11 protein-coding genes and 2 tRNA genes are annotated in these 16,173 nt (G+C 37.1%); 3 read left to right on the top strand and 10 right to left on the bottom strand.

The genetic code is table 11. The annotated features are described in order from the left end of the window. Nucleotides 1-278: 278 nt before the first annotated feature. The 5 genes from ACJAT0_RS01645 to ACJAT0_RS01625 all read right to left on the bottom strand — a co-directional run bounded on the left by ACJAT0_RS01645 (nucleotide 279) and on the right by ACJAT0_RS01625 (nucleotide 5,826). Nucleotides 279-364: transfer RNA gene (locus tag ACJAT0_RS01645), tRNA-Leu, on the bottom strand. Between the two features lie 57 nt (nucleotides 365-421). Beyond that, nucleotides 422-493, bottom strand: a tRNA-Gly gene (locus tag ACJAT0_RS01640). A gap of 80 nt (nucleotides 494-573) precedes the next feature. Further along, nucleotides 574-3,192 carry a DNA mismatch repair protein MutS gene (gene mutS / locus ACJAT0_RS01635; protein WP_415180251.1) on the bottom strand — a complete coding sequence of 873 codons (2,619 nt, stop codon included), beginning with the start codon at nucleotides 3,190-3,192 and terminating at the stop codon, nucleotides 574-576. A gap of 124 nt (nucleotides 3,193-3,316) precedes the next feature. Then, nucleotides 3,317-4,501, bottom strand: a complete 1,185-nt coding sequence (locus ACJAT0_RS01630; protein ID WP_415180250.1) for a hypothetical protein — start codon at nucleotides 4,499-4,501, stop codon at nucleotides 3,317-3,319. A 293-nt stretch (nucleotides 4,502-4,794) separates the two neighbouring features. Further along, nucleotides 4,795-5,826, bottom strand: a complete 1,032-nt coding sequence (locus ACJAT0_RS01625) for a hypothetical protein (protein ID WP_415180249.1) — start codon at nucleotides 5,824-5,826, stop codon at nucleotides 4,795-4,797. Nucleotides 5,827-6,026: 200 nt separating this feature from the next. On the opposite strand from ACJAT0_RS01625, the gene ACJAT0_RS01620 reads away from it, so the two are divergent. From ACJAT0_RS01620 to ACJAT0_RS01610, 3 genes are all read left to right on the top strand, one after another. Beyond that, nucleotides 6,027-8,393: a histidine kinase gene (locus ACJAT0_RS01620; protein ID WP_415180248.1), complete on the top strand. Its 2,367-nt coding sequence runs from the start codon at nucleotides 6,027-6,029 to the stop codon at nucleotides 8,391-8,393. Between the two features lie 212 nt (nucleotides 8,394-8,605). After that, nucleotides 8,606-9,052 (top strand): hypothetical protein, encoded by a 447-nt coding sequence (locus ACJAT0_RS01615; RefSeq protein WP_415180247.1) that lies wholly within the window; start codon nucleotides 8,606-8,608, stop codon nucleotides 9,050-9,052. 26 nt (nucleotides 9,053-9,078) lie between these two features. Next, complete coding sequence (locus ACJAT0_RS01610; RefSeq protein WP_415180246.1) at nucleotides 9,079-9,813, top strand: LytR/AlgR family response regulator transcription factor; 735 nt, start codon at nucleotides 9,079-9,081, stop codon at nucleotides 9,811-9,813. Between the two features lie 431 nt (nucleotides 9,814-10,244). Here ACJAT0_RS01610 and murI read toward each other — a convergent pair whose 3' ends face one another. From murI to ACJAT0_RS01585, 5 genes are all read right to left on the bottom strand, one after another. Beyond that, entirely contained in the window at nucleotides 10,245-11,030 is a 786-nt protein-coding gene (murI, locus tag ACJAT0_RS01605; RefSeq protein WP_374002403.1) for a glutamate racemase, read from the bottom strand. A gap of 142 nt (nucleotides 11,031-11,172) precedes the next feature. Next, nucleotides 11,173-12,813, bottom strand: coding sequence for a hypothetical protein (locus ACJAT0_RS01600; protein WP_415180245.1), 1,641 nt, complete (start codon nucleotides 12,811-12,813; stop codon nucleotides 11,173-11,175). A 243-nt stretch (nucleotides 12,814-13,056) separates the two neighbouring features. Next, nucleotides 13,057-15,177, bottom strand: coding sequence for a ferrous iron transport protein B (gene feoB / locus ACJAT0_RS01595; RefSeq protein WP_415180244.1), 2,121 nt, complete (start codon nucleotides 15,175-15,177; stop codon nucleotides 13,057-13,059). Next, nucleotides 15,170-15,400 carry a FeoA family protein gene (locus ACJAT0_RS01590; RefSeq protein WP_415180284.1) on the bottom strand — a complete coding sequence of 77 codons (231 nt, stop codon included), beginning with the start codon at nucleotides 15,398-15,400 and terminating at the stop codon, nucleotides 15,170-15,172. The genes feoB and ACJAT0_RS01590 overlap by 8 nt, the downstream gene beginning before the upstream one ends. 329 nt (nucleotides 15,401-15,729) lie before the next feature. Next, the coding region (locus ACJAT0_RS01585; RefSeq protein WP_415180243.1) for a hypothetical protein at nucleotides 15,730-16,173 on the bottom strand (444 nt) is incomplete at its 5' end.

Here is a 16,173-nt window from a genome sequence, read left to right as displayed (position 1 = left end):
GAGGTATCAAATAATTTAGGTGTCTACTTAGATAATTATAGTAACGGAAACCAAGGTTTTAACCTTTAGATATCCAAATAAAACCCACAGTATTGGTCAAGTTACATTGATAGTGTCATTTAAACCTAAGATTATACCAAGGGTAAACGATAAAAGCAAACCTTATAAGTCCTACTATTAAAAACTCATTATTTATCTATTATGGGGACTATGTGGGGAATTGTACTAATGTAAAATGAAAAAACCCCTCATAATCAATAGATTACAAGGGGTTTAAGTACTCGAGACGGGACTTGAACCCGTACGGGCATTACTACCCATTGGATTTTAAGTCCAACGTGTCTACCAATTCCACCACTCGAGCGATTGTGTCAGCGACACATCATTGGTACTATAAAATATATTTAATAACAAATTTTAGAGCGAAAGACGAGATTTGAACTCGCGACCTCCACCTTGGCAAGGTGATGCTCTACCCCTGAGCTACTTTCGCAGATTTGAAAAATACGTTACTTTTCAAAGCGGTTGCAAATTTAACAACTTTCCTTATACTGCAAAGAAAAAAATGAAAAATTATGAGCTTAGCTTCTCTTTTTTAACAAGCATGCGTTTGATCTCATTTAATTTCATCAATGCTTCCACTGGTGTTAGCGTATTTATGTCCACTTGTAAGATCTCTTGTTTGATGTTTTCCAGCAATGGATCATCAAGATTGAAGAAACTCAATTGCATTTCTTCTTCTTGTAAGCCTTTCATCGCCTCCTTAGAATCTTCTTGTTTATGAGTTTTCTCAAGCCTTTTAAGGATTTTATTTGCTTTTGAAATCACTTGCTGAGGCATACCTGCCATTTTTGCCACGTGAATTCCGAAACTGTGGTGACTTCCTCCTGGCACCAATTTGCGCATGAATAGAACTTTATCTTTTAATTCCTTCACCTCCACATTAAAGTTCTTAATGCGATCAAATTGCGAGGTCATTTCGTTGAGCTCGTGATAATGCGTTGCAAAAAGTGTTTTAGGACTTGATGGATGCTCGTGTAAGTATTCTGTAATCGCCCAAGCAATGGAAATACCGTCATAAGTGCTCGTCCCACGACCTATTTCGTCCAGTAGCACCAAACTCTTCTCACTGATGTTGTTTAGAATACTGGCGCTTTCATTCATCTCTGTCATGAACGTAGATTCTCCTTGTGAAATGTTATCGCTAGCACCCACTCTAGTAAATATTTTATCTACGATTCCCATTTTAACTTCCTCAGCTGGAACAAAACTTCCCATTTGAGCGAGAAGAACAATCAAGGCTGTCTGCCTTAAAATAGCACTTTTACCACTCATGTTGGGACCTGTAATCATGATGATTTGCTGACTATCGCGATCTAACTGCACATTGTTAGGGATGTACGGCAAGTCTGGGGGGAGCATCTTTTCTATGACTGGATGGCGACCGTTTGTTATAATTAATTCGTCATTATCTAAAATCTGGGGCCTGATATAGTTGGATTTCAAGGCATGAGACGCAAAAGAAATCAAACAATCCAGCTGCCCGATCAACTGAGAATTGTTCTGAATGGTTTTAATAGAAGGCAGGATCTCTCGTACTATTTTATCAAAAAGCTCCTGTTGTAAAGCGTTGATCCGGTCTTCTGCTCCTAAGATTTTACTTTCGTATTCTTTGAGCTCGTCTGTGATGTAACGCTCTGCATTTACTAAAGTTTGCTTTCTTGTCCATTCTTCTGGAACTTTATCTTTGTGTGTATTTCTAACCTCTATATAGTAACCGAAAACGTTGTTACTAGAAATCTTAAGACTGGTAATCCCAGTTTCTGAGGCATGTCTGGCTAGCATCTTATCTAAATAATCTTTTCCAGAATTTGCCAAACCTCGCAATTCATCCAACTCTTCATGATACCCTTGAGCAATGGTATTGCCTTTTAAAATATTTACCGGAGCCTGCTCATCTAAGGCTTGTTTAAATAGATCTATTAAATGAACACAAGGGTTTAAACTCTCCCCTATGATATTCAAGGCCTTATTATCAGAAGCCAGTGCTTTTTCCTTTACTGGAATAATCGCCTCCAGACTGTTTTTGAGCTGCACCACTTCTCTGGGGCATATTTTACCTACTGCCACCTTAGAAATCAAGCGTTCTAGATCGCTCATGCGTTTTAAATAGGTTTTGATTTCTTCCTGCTTTTCTAGCGAGCTTGTAAAAAACTCCACCACATCGTGGCGTTTTTTAATTTGAGCTGCATCTTTTAATGGAAAAGCCATCCACCGCTTAAGCATGCGCCCACCCATCGCAGTAGTCGTCTGATCGATCACATCAATTAAGGTTACTGCGCCTTGACTTAGTGCGGTATATAATTCTAAATTGCGAACCGTAAACCGATCCATCCATACAAAATTATCATCTTCTATGCGAGAAATATTAGACACGTGGTCCAATTTATCATGCTGCGTTTCTTCCAGATAATACAAGATCGAACCTGCAGAAATCATGGCCTGATCTAACTTTTCAACTCCAAAACCTTTTAAAGAATTTACCTTAAAATGTTTGAGAAGTGACTCTTTAGCAAAGTCTATTTGAAACACCCAATCGTCTAAATGATAGAAGGGCAAATCATAAGGAAATTCTATCGCTAGTGTTTTCTTATCTGTACGTGTTACTAAAAGCTCGCTGGGATTAAAGTTTTGTAAAAGCTTATCTACCTCTTCCTTAGATCCTTGAGAAACCAGGAATTCACCCGTTGAAATATCTAAGAACGCCACACCATAAACATTCCTATTTACAGAAAGTGCCGCTAGAAAGTTATTAGTTTTAGAACTGAGTACTTCATCGTTGAGAGAAACACCCGGCGTTATTAATTCTGTAACACCTCTTTTTACAATATTTTTAGTTTGTTTAGGATCTTCTAACTGATCACAAATCGCAACGCGTTCTCCTGCTTTTACAAGTTTGGGTAAATATGTGTTTAGGGAATGGTGGGGAAAACCAGCCAGCTCCACATGATCACCACCGTTGTTGCGACTGGTCAACACGATATTGAGAATGCGCGCAGTTTTTATGGCATCTTCTCCGAAGGTCTCATAAAAATCGCCCACTCTAAACAATAACAAAGCATCAGGATACTTGGTCTTGATCTTGTTGTATTGCTGCATTAAAGGAGTTACCTTCTTTGAGTTAGTCGCCAAATCTATACTTTTTTATAAAAACAAAAATACGATTTAGCCACTGTCATCAACTCAAAACCAATCAACATTTTTCAACAGTAAACCGCTATTTATACAGTTTTCCAATTAAATGTAACCCGTGTTCCTACTTTTTCCATTGGTAATTTTTAGAAACAGATTGCTTCTTTATCGCTTGGAACATAGCAGATTCTAATGCGTTGGTCTCGGTAAGTGATTGTGCCGCGATGTATTGATCTCTTTTTTTATTATGTTCTTTGATCTTGTTTTGTATAGCGATGCGTTCTTGTTTTTTTGCTTTCGCGAAAGCGGTAATCTCCTCGTTACTTTTATGCCGAATACTGTCTGGCAAAGTGGCTAGATTCTCTTCCTTAAAAACCTCCTTTTTGGCGTCTTTATCATCCATCGCGTCTACAAGGTCCCAACTAGAATTGCGATAATTAACAGACGACTTTGCTACACTGCGCTTGACATTTGCTTGTGTCGAAACTTCTTCAACCACCTCATCCATATAAATTTGAACCTCTTTTTTATCCTGACCTTGGCGGCCGTAATATACATAAGTATCGTTCAGTTTTTTATTCCATTCTAAAATTTCATCGTCATAAGGAGTCGCGACATAGGTAGATTTTTGATTGTGATCTAAGTTCATATATTCTCCTTTACCTAAGACAGCTCCTTTTTTCCATTGGAGCTGCGTTCCTGTATTCCAGTCGCCGCAAAAAATAGTATTTACAACGACATCTTTTTCAATCGCCTGAGCTATACTAGAAGAAAATGGCGTCGCACCTTGATTAAAGCCTTCATTACCCGCAATAAAGATCATCTTGAGATCGTTCTTGCCATTCTTCCATTCTAATTGTTTCAGCGATCTATCGATAACAGTCCCGCAATACTCCTCACCACCATTGGTTCTTAAACTAAATAACTCTTTACTTATCAAATCAAGATCTGTTGAGAAAGACAAGACTTTGCGCACAAATCCATCTTTGTGACTTAGACCGCTATTGCCATATTCATACAATGCAATTTCTAGCAAAGCTTGTTGCTCGTTGCAATGTGCGCTAGACATTTTATTTACAATATCCCAGAGTTGCGTTTTGGCTTGATCGATCAATCCATCCATACTGTTACTGGTGTCAAGGAGCAAGGCAATCTGAATAGTAGCTGGTTTTATGTCTTCTACCATTACATTTGAAGGGTTTTCTATAGCCGGTATAATTGCTGCTATTTCGCTTTCGTGATTACTGCCTTTGCAGGATGTTAGCAATCCCAATAAAGCAATTGCGGTCATGATTTTTGTGTTTTTCATAGTAGTTTCATTTTATGTTTTATCTCCATCTCTGTGGCGGCTCTCCTGTCTCTCCAAAGGAGAGATGGTGGTAGCGTTTTTCAATTTAGGTTCTCGACTGAATTTAAAAATCGCCTCTTGCGTATTCCCTAAGTGAAGAGACCTCTGCGAGGTTTTTTTTTGGTGGCGTTCCCTAACGAAAGCTTTAAGGACTTTAAAGACTACAAAAACAAAACGCTCCTGATTTTAATGATCAGCCTTCGAGTGTCTCCGTAATCACACTGGAAATTCACATTCTCATTTATGTTCCTCCTCTAATTATTGGGTATTTGCTTGATATCTATGGGACCATTAGGACTTACTACATAAACTTTAGGTTGAGGTGTTTTTACTGGCTCTGGTTTTGGCTCTGGTTGTTTTACAATAGGTTTGAGCGTATACCGCAGGCTTAAATCCATTCCTAATTGAATCACTGGTTTTGTTATCGCTGCATTCACCACTACATCATAGCCGCTATAAGAAATGGGATCGTAATAATAAGAAGTAGGTTTTCTTACTGTCGTCACGCTCTTTTGATTTTTGAGGGATTCCATGCTTATATTCTCTGCCGCGAGGTAGCTTTTATAGAAGTCTTTAGGAGTGTGGTAATATTTTTTATCAGCCATGATGACGTTGTAATCCTTCATGTCAAAGCCCAGTTCTTTATAGTATAATTTCTTTTTTACCACCTCAGCGAGCAGCTTGTTTTGTAAATCTTCATAAACAGCTTCTAAGTTCTTTACGTAATAATCTACTTTAACAAGGTTGTAGACTTCGGCTTTACCACAAGCGGTTAGGATTTTTTGAAAATCACTGTCTTTTGTGTAGCTGATCAATAAATTTTGCTGCAATTCAAAACCTATAGGTACTTCTGTGTAGGTTTTAGAAAAAAGCTTTTTGGTTACCTCCATCTCGTATTGAGGAACAAAAGAAATCATGTCCAGTGCAAACTGTCCTTGAAAACCTTTAGAGCTGAGTTCCTTTTTTATCAGGTCTATCTTATCATTCAAAAATTGTGTGGTTTCCTCAGCCGTTTTACCTACTTGCACTATATTGAAAACAGCCGTATAATCTGTTGCATCTACATTATAAAGGGATCGCAAATTGATATAAAGCATATCACTGGGTTGCGGCGCGACATATTGTTGCATATTAGGATGGCCGTAAACAGCATCATTTCCCATACTCATCGCAATATTTGCTCTAGAAATTTCCATTTTTGACACTTTATTATTGAAATTACCCATGTGTTGGGCATTGATTATCCATGCAGTAAGTATTAAGATTGAGGTGAACGTATTTTTCATTTCTTGTTTATTTTAAACCAAATCTATGGCGGTTAAAAAGTTATAAATAACTAGAATGAGTATACCGATGATTTGAATGAGTATAACAGGATTGTTGATGAGTAAGCTTTCGCAAAAGCGTGCCAAGCACCATTAATACCTACCTAAAGGACCCTTTTAACAATAGTCATATCTTTTTTAATGACTAAGTTTACAGCTCCATGAAACAGATAGTTACTTTATTGATCCTATTTTTTACTGTCCAGATAACGGCAGCACAAAACACGGAACTCCAATCAGCGAGAAGTACAGAAACCAGCATGGTACTAGAAGGACGTATTCTGGACCCTAAAGGAAGGCCTGTTTCTGGAGTGAATATAGAAGGGAGAATGGGACGCTATACTACCACAGACGTACTGGGTAAGTTTAAATTGCCCGCAAACATAGGAGAAGAAGTCATTATAAGAGGTCTTGATTTTGAAACCGTTTATTACCGCATAAGAAGTATGGACCGTATAGAAATACGGGTGAAAAATGAAGAACAAGACAAGAAAAAACTAAGTGCCATTTCTTACGGTATTGCTATGGATAGTGCACAAGTTTATCTTAAGATAGATGCACAGAAATCGGCAGATTTCCTTATTGCAGCACTTTCTAACAACCCTAAATCTCTTACTAAAATTCAAAAAAGTGCCACTTATGAAAAGCTGGGCGATTTGTATAGCTTCCATAAACAATACGATCTTGCCATTGATAACTATACACCAGCCGAAGATTTGAACAGCACACCTCAGCTCACCATTAAAAAAGCAGATGTGTTGCGCCTTAATGGTAATTATCAAGAAGCAATTACTGCTTATCTATTGCCCGATATTTCAAAAACTAACAGGTCTAAAAAAAGTAAGGGAACCCGCATTTCTACCCTATTGGAACTAAAAAGACGGACGGGACTTGCGGCAGCTTATGCAAAGACAAATGAAGCCGGCAAAGCTCTAGACACCTATAAAAGTGCTTTACAACTGGCTCAAAACGGGAATTTAAAAATGCAAATTACTTCTATCAATTCTAAAATTGCAGCGCTATTGAATGAATTGGGCCAGGTAGATGATGCCGAAGTCTATTACAACACGGCGATCAAAGAATCTAAAAAAGAGGGCGCTGCTGCAAACGTGGTCACACAATCCCAAACAGCCGACTTTTACCGCAGCAACGCACAGTTTGATAAAGAAATAGCACTTCGTAAAAATAACATCGAGATTCTAGAGAATTTAGAAGCTGATAAAAAGGCTGAAAAAAGAGTTTCTAAAACTTCAGTTGATGACCCTAATGTCGGTTTTATGGATAGCACAATAAAAGTGGCCGAAACCGAAAATCTTATCACTGAAGACCCTTTAGAAGATGTCTCTGAAGAAGATGCTATTGTCGTAAATTCTTATGAGCCTTCAAAACTCGGTCGAATCAATGGCTTGTCTAAACAAAAAGAACAACTCAATATAGCCGTTGCTTTAAAGGCTCAAAATAAAATTGCAGAAGCGATGACTTACTACGAATCCAGTCTGGAAGAAGCGACCATAAATAACGATCTGGACGTAAAAAAAGACGCTGCAAAAAGTCTGTACGAACTCAACAAAAAGGCTGGAAATACTAAGAAAGCGCTTGCTTACAATGAATTATATATCCATACGGTCGATGCGCTTTATCTAGAAAAAGAAAATGCACTAGAAGAGACCGTTAGAAAAGCTAAAGAACTGGTCTCTAAACAGACCAGAATTCTCACACTAGAAAAAGACCGTGAGCTTACCGAAAATAAAATCGCCTTGATCAATACAGAGCGTGAACTTACCGCAGAGATGAACCAACGACAGCGCTGGATCATTTACTCACTTGTAGCCTTGAGTTTATTGTTGCTTTCACTGGCTTACTTTATGTACCGCAACAATAAGCAGCAAAAAATCAACAACCATTTACTAGCTTTAAAATCATTGCGCAGTCAGATGAATCCGCATTTTATATTTAATGCCCTCAACTCTGTAAATAATTACATAGCTCAAAATGACGAGCGTGCGGCAAACAAATACCTAGCAGACTTTTCTAAACTCATGCGCAGCGTTTTGGAAAATAGCGAGTTGGATTTTATACCTTTAGAGAAAGAAATTGATCTTTTAGGACTGTATTTGAAACTGGAACACGAACGTTTTAAAGATAAATTTGATTTTACCTTAAAGATTGACCCTTCTTTAAAAAACGCTAAAATGCAAGTGCCGCCTATGTTGTTGCAACCTATCATAGAAAATGCGGTATGGCATGGGTTGAGATATAAAAGGGAAAAGGGCTTTTTACATGTTGCTTTCGCGAAAGCGGAACAAGGAATCCTAGTCACCATAACAGATAACGGTATAGGTAGAGAAAAGTCCAAAGAAATAAAAACCGAACACCAAAAGAAACGCGATTCTAAAGGTCTGGGCAATATCAAAAACCGTGTAGCACTGTTGAATGAATTGCACAATTGCAAGATCCATATGAAGGTGACTGATGCTGGACTGACTCCAGATGTGGGGACCATGGTTCGTGTGAGTTTTAAGAATTAATACCCCTTTAGTTTTTAAATGGCCTATGAATAAATAGAATGGTACTTCGACGCCGCTCAGCCCAAGTTTTTTATGTTTATTAAGGCAGAAATTTATTTATTAGCGGGTGTTATGGAATTGTTATTTAACGAATAAGGAACGAAAAAAAAGGGTTTATATGCGGCATTTGAATGCTAAAATGGCATCCTAGTGATGCCGTTAAAAATGAAATCATGAAAGAATTAGATCATATTACACATTCGGAAATTAAAACCTTATCCCAACTAGGAGATTCCCTAGCCGAAAAAGGAAACTATCCTCAAGCGCTTATAGAATACTGGAACGCTTTCGATTTAATTCCAGAGCCCAAGGATGAATGGGAAGCTACCACTTGGGTATTAGCTGCCATCGGAGATGCTAACTTTCTAGAAAAAGAGTACCAAGCGGGAATAGATAATATAAGTAATGCTATGCATTGCCCGGGAGCCATCGGAAATCCGTTTCTACATTTAAGGCTAGGACAATGTCAATTTGAAATAGGCGACCTAGATCAAGCGGCTGATGAATTAACTCGTGCCTATGCTCTTGAAGGAGAAGAACTGTTTTCTGAAGATGATCCCAAATACCTTGAATTTTTAAAGACAAGAATCGACCTGTCTGAACCCAATAAAAAGCCTTGATACCACCTATAAATTAAACGTATAACATGAAACTAACCGCCATAATCGTTGAAGACGAGCAGACTTCAAGAGATATCTTGAAAAACTATATTGCAAAATACTGCGCTCAAGTAGAAATTCTCAACGAAGCCACTAACGTAGAAGAGGCTTTTGTGTTGCTTCAAAATACCGAAGTAGACTTGGTTTTTCTAGATGTAGAAATGCCTTATGGAACGGCCTTTGATTTACTGGATAAATTACCCAACCGTACTTTTGAAACTGTTTTTGTAACGGCTTACGATCAATATGCAAAAGATGCGCTCAATCAGCAGGCGGCCTATTACCTGACCAAGCCTATCGATATCGATGAGTTGATCAAGGCAACAGAGATCGTATTTGCGATTAAAGAACGTGAAAACGAAATCAACGTAGGCCTAAACATCAAAGAACAAAACAGCTCGCAGCTTACCGATAAAATTACCATTCCTACACAACAAGGCTTTGAAGTACTTCCTATTAAAGATATTATCTATTGCAGCGCAGACGACAATTATACACATATCTATCTAAAGAACGACAAAAAACTAGTTTCTAAAACCTTAAAACACTTTGACGACATGTTGTCTGATAAAGGTTTTGCGCGTATTCATAAATCCCACCTCATCAATGTTTCTCATGTTACGGCCTATAAAAAAGGAAAAGGTGGTAGTGTGATGCTGGGAACTGTGGAGCTTCCTGTGAGCCCAAGTAAGAAGTTGGGCTTGTTTGGGTATTTTAGTTAGGAGGCCTCTTTAAAAAAAAATCAGCCTACTCGTTTATCAAATGCTTTTCAGATTTGATATGTTGGTCTCTAAAAGTTTTTTTTTAATAAAATGGAACGCTAAGATGTGACCTGCCATTCATAAGTGTTGGTATGGTCTAGATATCATCTCGATGGTCATTTTGAGAATAGTATTTGATCGTACCGATTTCTACTAAAAATGCCAAAAGAAATACTTTCCCTGTTGCTTTTTTAAAAGGTTTATGGATTAAAAAAACACCAAACACCTTTCTCTTATTTTCCCTCAAAGGGAAGAGAAATTAAAGTTTTTTCATTTCAACTCATGTTCCATACAGCGCCTTTGAAAAGGATTTAGGACCGGACAAATAATTAGATTTATATACCTCTAGTGAACAGGTTTACTTATAACTCGGACAGAAACATCCTAACGTTTTAAAAATCCAATAACGATACCTCTCTGTTCCCAATTTCACTAGTTAAAGAATCTAGAGTTTCTATTTGCAGATTAGAATAAAGAAAGTGCTTTCCAGCTGTACTGCTCAAATTTAATAGATTTTGTGACTTTAAAATATTTAAAGTCTGTCTGGCAGCTGCAGCGCCTGAGTCAATAATATGAACTCTCGTAGGAAGGAGTTCTTGAAGCATTCCTTTTATATAGGGATAATGGCTACAACCTAAAACCAGATAGTCAATTCCAGAGATCATAAATGGCTCAGTAATCCCTACGAGAAGGTCCCGCATTTCTTCTGTATCTTTTTTACCCGCTTCAATTAATTCTACAATTCCAGTCCCTACTATTTCAATAGTATTTACATACTGTGTAAACTCTTTTTGAGTATCATTAAAAAGTTTACTAGACAAGGTTCCTCGAGTAGCAAGAATGCCTACTTTTCTCGTATCACTTTTAAGCGCTGCAGGCTTTATAGCGGGTTCAATTCCTATAAAAGGGACCTCATAATGAGTCCTCAAATAAGAAATCGCATTAGTGGTTGCTGTATTGCAAGGTACTGCGATGAGTTTACAGTTTTGACTCAAGAGGTATTCTGTATTCTTGATACAAAGCCTAACAATCTCTTCCTTAGATTTACGGCCATAGGGCGCATGTTTTGAATCGGCTAGATAGATGGTGTTTTCGTGAGGTAGTAATTCTATTACTTCTTTCCATACACTCGTTCCTCCTACACCAGAGTCAAAAAAACCTATTGGATTGTTATTCATAATGCATAAAAGTAATGGTTTTACTAGAGTAACTCCTGTTTGTTTAGTAATAAATACCCCGAGCATTTTTTAAATCTAATCATCAAAAAAAAGCCTTATAAATTTTATAAGGCTTTTTTTTATTAAAACTTAACGTCCATTATTATTGGACAATTAGTTTTCCTAATTGCTTAGATTCTTTGTTAGTAGCAAAAATTAAATACTCTCCCGGACCCCTCTTATAGGTTACCCCAGGACGAAGTACTAATTGTCTTTTTTTAAATTCGGTTGGATCAAAACGTTCCATTTTACCCGTTGCATCGTCAAATACGAAGAGTACAGGAATCATTTTCTTAACATTACTTACTTTGCGCACATCATCCATATCTGTTATTCCTATATTTTTAGGATCGTCGTTAACTAACAAACTTAACTTACCGTTTTCATATAGAGGAATGGAGCTTAAAAACTCAGGCCCTTCTCCTAACACTGATAGCGGAAACATAACACCTACTCCTACACTTACAGAGCCATTACTGCCACCAGCAAATAAACCTATAGACATTTGTACCACACTTACATTTTGTTCTTTAGGCACTACATTACTCCATTCTAGACGACCATTTGCATCGAGAGCTGTCACTATAATTTCATTTGTATTATATGTAATAGGAGTGAAAGATATTAAACCGCCAGAGGCACGGCCTATTTGTCTTGTATACCATTCTGAAAGTACAATTACGCCACCATTATCACGCTCTATTAAATGTGTATTGCGATAGAAAGGCTCAAGATCTTTCCCTTTTTTAGCCCTACGCTCTCCTATTAATTTCCTTTTAACATCAAAAGTAAATTCATTAAAAACTTCTTTAACGACACTGTTATCTGCCGTATTTAAAGCAACATCGAAAATACCTTCAATACGCCATTCCGATTTACCACTTTTTCTCAAACCAGAATAAAAGCCAATTAATTGAAGCCTCCCGTCTAGTGTATTGATCACATTACAATTAAGCACCTTTTTCCCTTTAAGATCTACATTGATCACTTCTCTTACATAGTTTTTAGAAGCGTAATAGGCATGTACAGTAAGATGAGTCTCCGTCGTTTTTTCCTTTTTATTTCTCCAACTATCGCTTAGAACTATAAATATATCCCCATATTCATTCACTTCAAAGTCGTCTAAACTAAATTCTAAATCTTTACGATCTTCAAATTGGTGCTCGCTATAATCTTGCTGAATTAAAATAAGATCCTTATCTATTAAATTAATATCGTATCGCAATTGTTCTTTACGATCATCTATATTCACATGCATTAAAAGATACTTTAACCCATCATGAGAAGGTTCAAAAAAATACTGACCTCTTTTTGACTTGCTCACTACATCTACTGCCATCACTTTCCGGACAGCACCTAGCTTTAAATCTTTACTCACTTCATAGGCAGCAAATATGTGTTGCTTATTTTTCTTGTCATAGTAACTTGCAAAGACATAAATCTTGTCTTCCATAACCGCAAGGTCTTCAATAGACACTTTAGAACCATTTACTTTATCAAACTCAATTTGCTCACTATTCAAATAATCTTGAGTAGTAGCATCAAATGTTTCTATATAGTAGGTTTCCTTTTTGCTCGCTAGCGCATAAGTAACACCATCGATCTCACCAGCAATTTGAACAACAGTACCTTTTTTAGCCGTTACTTCTTTGCCGAAATTTATGTTAACATTTCCTACCTCTAGTTGTGCAAATGAATACATGCTTGCACATAATAACAAAAGACCTAATAATTTAAATTTCATAATGTTTTTAATAAGTCTGCGAATATAATAACATATTAAAGTAAATTTTTATAAATTGTTACAGGCACACTTTCGCATCTCGATATAAACTCCTAGGTAATCTATAGCAACATCAATGACAGCCACAATCTCCATCACCACAGTCAGAAGAATCGAATTTTTTAGGAAATATAGATTTTCTAAACAGCCAAAGTATCGCTGCAACAGCAAGAAGAACTACGATTATGGTTTGTACAATATACATTATTTCAAAATTTGAAAAGCGCCCAGTGCGGCAAAATAGGCCATGGCCGTCATGAAGAAAAACTGAATTGCCGGCCATTTCCAGCTATTGGTCTCTCGTTTTACAATAGCAAGCGTGCTCATGCATTGCATAGCAAAAGCATAAAATAATAATAAGGAAATTCCACTTGCAAAATTAAATAAGGGTCCTCCTAAAATAGGATTGGTCTCTGCTGCCATTCGTTTTTTAATGGTTTGTTCTTCCTCGCCATCACTTTCTACACTGTAAATAGTTGCCAGCGTTCCTACAAAAACCTCGCGAGCTGCAAACGAACTTACAATAGCAATACCTATCTTCCAGTCGTAACCTAAGGGTCGTACCACTGGTTCTATTCCTTTACCCATATACCCTATAAAACTGTATTCCAACTCGTGAGAAGCAATCTTTTGATCCATTTCTTGAACACTAAGATTTTGATCTTTGTACTGCTGTCTTACGATGTAATCTGCATTATTGAACTGCTCTCCTGCCCCATAACTGGCCAGAATCCATAACACTACAGAGATCGCCATGATGATCTTTCCTGCTCCAACCACAAAACTCTTGGTCTTTTCAATAACGGTAATCACCACGTTTTTAAACATCGGCAATTTATAGGAAGGCATTTCCATCACAAAAAAGGATTTGCGATTTATAGGTAAGATTTGATTGAGCACCCAGGCAGAAAAGATGGCAGCTGCAAAGCCTAAAAGGTACAATAGCATTAAAGTAAGACCTTGCATATTAAAAGCACCTCCTAAAATACGTTGATCAGGAATTACTAAAGAGATAATAATCAAATAAACAGGCAATCTAGCGGAACAGGTTGTGAATGGAACCACCAGAATAGTGATCAATCGTTCTTTCCAGTCTTCAATATTTCTAGTAGCCATAACCGCTGGAATCGCACAGGCTGTTCCAGAAACTAAGGGCACCACACTTTTACCACTCAAACCAAAACGTTTCATGATATGATCCATAAGGAATACCACCCGGCTCATGTAACCACTTTCTTCTAAAATCGCAATGAAGAGAAAAAGAAAGGCTATTTGTGGTATAAAAATAACAATACCGCCTAAACCTGGAATAATACCTTCGGCTAACAAGTCGGTGAGAGGTCCTGAAGGGAAAACATTATTTACCCAAGAACTCATGCTTGCAAAAGCTCCATCTATCCAGTCCATAGGATAGGTACTCCAGTCATAAATAGCTTGAAAAATGACCAGTAGAATTACAAAAAATATCAAATAACCCCAAAATTTGTGTAGTAAGACACGATCGAGTCGTGTTCTTAAATCTTTTGCATTTGAAGCATCAACGGTCAGTACCTTTTTGAGCAAATTATTTATAAACTGATACCGCACCACCGTTTCTTTGTGTTGCATTCTTTTTAAATCAGCTTCTGATTTTATTTCAAACTTATGTTTTTTAAGGTCTTCTATTTCCCTGTTGCGGTCCAGTTTACCAAAGTTTACATCTTGAGTAATGACCAACCATAATTTATAAACCAATTGATTGGGATAGGTTCTTTTCAGTTTCTCAAAATAGGGCACATCAATAACTGACGCATTGACGCAAGGCTCAGAAGCAAGGTGTTTATAATCGGCTATAGCGTCTTTAAGTTCTTGAATTCCTTGATTTTTACGCGCACTCACCAAAACAACAGTAGTATTCAGCTCTTGCTGCATCAACTCTATGTCCAGTGAGATGGCTTTACGTTTCATACGGTCTGCCATGTTAATGACCAATATGGTAGGGATTTCTAAATCTTTAATCTGTGTAAAAACAAGTAAATTACGTTTCAAATTCTCAATATCTGAAACTACTACAGCGACATCAGGAAAATCTTTAGAGTTTCTATTGAGTAAGGTCTCTACTACAATACTTTCATCTAAGGATGTGGTATTCAAACTATAGGTTCCTGGAAGGTCAAGAATATGGGCCTTAAGGCCTCTATCCAGTTTACAAATCCCTTCTTTTTTCTCTACGGTAATACCGGGATAGTTCCCTACCTGCTGGTTGAGACCGGTAAGTCTATTGAATAAAGAGGTTTTCCCAGTGTTGGGATTCCCTATTAGCGATACATTGATTGATTTACCCATGGAGCTCTACCCTAATTTTAACCGCTGTTTCTCTTCTAATCGCAAGGTGAGTTCCATTTATATCTAGATAAATAGGGTCTTTAAATGGCGCAGATTGCATCATGGTCACTCGATTACCTGGTAAGCAACCCATTTCCAGTAACTTTAAGGGCACATCAATCTCATCAAATTCCTTGATAATTGCCGTTTCTCCTCTTTTTAAGTGTGCTACAGTAGTACTCAACATGGTGCCAATTTAACTTTATAAGGTCGTGTCAAATCATTCATTTTCCCTTCTTTATTCGTGAAAAATGAAATTAGGAACTCCAGACTTTTATTTCCCCCTTCACAGATGAAAAAAAACTCCAATTTAACCTTGCGACATTATCAAAATTAAACCGGCACTATTTAGAATAGATTTGAATAATCAAAAGTAGTGCAAGATGACGGTATGGTAAAATTAATGTTGTTAAAGATGTAAGAAGTTTGTTTATATCGCTTTCTATTTTCTTTTTAAAAAACTAAAGTCTCTGCTACATTCTATTCCATAAAACAAGGGTGCTTCTACATAAACTAGTCCCCAGATAAAGAAAATCGTAATCCTAATGAAAGTGTATTCATATCTAGTCGATCCTCAAAAACAAAGTGATACCCTAAGAATATTCCAAAATCATCATTCAAATCATAAGTGAGCAAAGGCATGGTAAACGCATGAACTCCAATCTCAGAATCGGGAATTTTATTATTCATGCTATCTATAAACGCCACCTCTGGTTTTCCCAATGGGATTTTTGTACCGGAGTCCACTTGTAATGTAAACTTTTCGGTGATTTGGTATCTAAGGCTAAATGCCAAAGAACCGTAAAGTTTGCTTTCCTTACTCAGATTATTATTATCAAAATTATAATAATACCCACCTAATTGCGCACCTAAATTAAATTTAGATTCTTTATTCAATAAATAATTAGCATAATCTGCCGAATAATAAGAAGACACGTCATTACTCAGCCCTATGCC

Origin of the sequence: Nonlabens sp. (assembly GCF_047636915.1) — a bacterium.
Lineage (GTDB): Bacteria > Bacteroidota > Bacteroidia > Flavobacteriales > Flavobacteriaceae > Nonlabens.
Note: the sequence above shows the minus strand (reverse complement) of the source record. Positions and strands in the feature narration are given on the sequence as shown.

What these genes read in the sequence shown, in the direction of transcription:
- ACJAT0_RS01625 (WP_415180249.1), bottom strand. Translation starts at nt 5,826, where the DNA reads ATGAAAAATACGTTCACCTCAATCTTAATACTTACTGCATGGATAATC.
- murI (WP_374002403.1), bottom strand. Translation starts at nt 11,030, where the DNA reads ATGAATAACAATCCAATAGGTTTTTTTGACTCTGGTGTAGGAGGAACG.
- feoB (WP_415180244.1), bottom strand. Translation starts at nt 15,177, where the DNA reads ATGGGTAAATCAATCAATGTATCGCTAATAGGGAATCCCAACACTGGG.
- ACJAT0_RS01620 (WP_415180248.1), top strand. Translation starts at nt 6,027, where the DNA reads ATGAAACAGATAGTTACTTTATTGATCCTATTTTTTACTGTCCAGATA.
- ACJAT0_RS01600 (WP_415180245.1), bottom strand. Translation starts at nt 12,813, where the DNA reads ATGAAATTTAAATTATTAGGTCTTTTGTTATTATGTGCAAGCATGTAT.
- ACJAT0_RS01610 (WP_415180246.1), top strand. Translation starts at nt 9,079, where the DNA reads ATGAAACTAACCGCCATAATCGTTGAAGACGAGCAGACTTCAAGAGAT.
- ACJAT0_RS01615 (WP_415180247.1), top strand. Translation starts at nt 8,606, where the DNA reads ATGAAAGAATTAGATCATATTACACATTCGGAAATTAAAACCTTATCC.
- ACJAT0_RS01630 (WP_415180250.1), bottom strand. Translation starts at nt 4,501, where the DNA reads ATGAAAAACACAAAAATCATGACCGCAATTGCTTTATTGGGATTGCTA.